Below are 1,711 nucleotides of genomic sequence, written 5' to 3' on the forward strand. Positions count from 1 at the left end.
AAGTTCGGCATCGCGATCCGCTTTGGCGATTTCCATTCGCGCCGTCTGGTCGAGGATCTGAAGGAAACCGGGCAGAGCGGCTGCCTTCGTGTCTCGATGGTTCATTACAATTCGGTGGCGCAGGTCGACGCGCTGACCGAGGCGCTTGCAAGTACCACCTCCCAGATGCGGATGGCGTCGTGATGGCGGGTTGCGATCTCGCGATCCGAGGCGGCACGCTGGTGACCGCCTCGGATCAGTTCCGCGCCGATCTGGGCATTCGTGACGGCAAGATTGTCGAAATCGCATCTGAAATCACGGATGCGCGCGAAGAGATCGACGCCACTGGTCTGATGGTGCTGCCGGGCGGGATCGACGCCCATGTCCATCTCGCGCAGCCCACCTCGGACGGCACGTTGATGGCCGATGATTTCCTGACTGGAACCCGGTCTGCGGCGGCGGGGGGCAATACCACGGTTCTGCCCTTCGCCCTGCAGATCAAAGGCAGCTCCCTGCGGGAATGTCTGACGGCTTATCACGAGAGGGCCGAGGGCGCGTGCTATACGGATGTCTCTTTTCATCTGATCGTCTCCGACCCGACGCCGCAGGTTCTGGGGCAGGAACTCCCGGCGCTCGTGCGCGACGGCTACAGCTCGTTCAAGGTCTTCATGACCTATGATGATCTGGTGCTGAACGATGCGGAGCTTCTCGAAGTCTTCGACGTGGCCCGTCGCGAACGCGCACTCGTTATGGTCCATGCCGAAGGCCACGACGCGATCAAGCACATGACCCGCAGGCTCGAGGAAGAAGGAAAAACCGCGCCCTATTACCACGCTGTGGCGCATCACCAGATCGCCGAGCGCGAGGCGACCCATCGCGCGATAAGCCACGCGCAGCTGACTGACGTGCCTGTGATGATCGTGCATGTCTCGGGCCGCGACCCGATGGAGCAGATCCAATGGGCGAAGAAGCGCGGCATGAAGGTCTTCGCCGAAACCTGCCCGCAATACATCGTCCTGACCCGAGACGATCTCAAAGGGCTGAACATGGATTTCGAGGGCGCGAAATATGTCTGCTCGCCGCCGCCGCGCGACACAGACAGCCAAGACGCGATCTGGGAGGGGCTGCGCGACGGCACCTTCGATGTCTTCTCCTCCGATCACTGCCCATTCTATTTCGAGGGCGCCAACGAGACCGGCAAGGACAATCCCCGCGCGCGCACCTCGTTCAAATGGGTGCCGAACGGCATCCCGGGCGTGGAGACGCGGCTGCCTATCCTGTTCTCGGAGGGGGTGCGAAAGGGGCGGATCAGCATAGAGCGTTTTGTGGCGCTCACCTCGACCACCCCTGCCAAGCTCTATGGCCTCTACCCGCAAAAAGGCGCGCTCGTGATCGGCGCCGATGCCGATATCACGCTTTGGGATCCGCAGCGCAAAGCGGTGATCACCCAAGCGAGTCTGAACCATGGCGCGGATTACACGCCCTATGAGGGCATGGAGATTGAAGGCTGGCCTGTCCGCACGATCCTGCGCGGCCAGACAATCGCCGCCGAAGGAAAGGTTGTAGAGCAGGGAAGGACCGGACGATATCTGTCGCGGGCGACCAGTTCGGCCTGGTAGACGTGTGGTCCTCACCAACTACCCGCTTCCCGCATCGCGTTGACGAAACCTGCGCCCAGCCCTCATACATGGCTCTCGGACGAAAGTGGTTCAGGAGAACGCCCGTTGACGCA

1 protein-coding gene and 1 pseudogene are annotated in these 1,711 nt (G+C 61.9%); both read left to right on the forward strand.

What is annotated here, in order from left to right; translation table 11 throughout:
• Nucleotides 1–183 (forward strand): annotated as a pseudogene (locus F8R15_RS21595) (hypothetical protein); the annotation flags it as partial.
• Nucleotides 183–1,598 (forward strand): dihydropyrimidinase, encoded by a 1,416-nt coding sequence (gene hydA / locus F8R15_RS20825; protein WP_152845868.1) that lies wholly within the window; start codon nucleotides 183–185, stop codon nucleotides 1,596–1,598. The pseudogene F8R15_RS21595 and the gene hydA, both read left to right, overlap by 1 nt.
• The last annotated feature ends 113 nt before the right edge of the window (nucleotides 1,599–1,711 follow it).

The organism is Thioclava sp. JE_KL1 (assembly GCF_009296265.1).
In the GTDB taxonomy this organism is placed as follows: Bacteria; Pseudomonadota; Alphaproteobacteria; order Rhodobacterales; family Rhodobacteraceae; genus Thioclava.

Excerpts from the sequence above, each read along its gene's own strand:
- hydA (WP_152845868.1), top strand. The coding sequence starts at position 183 with ATGGCGGGTTGCGATCTCGCGATCCGAGGCGGCACGCTGGTGACCGCC.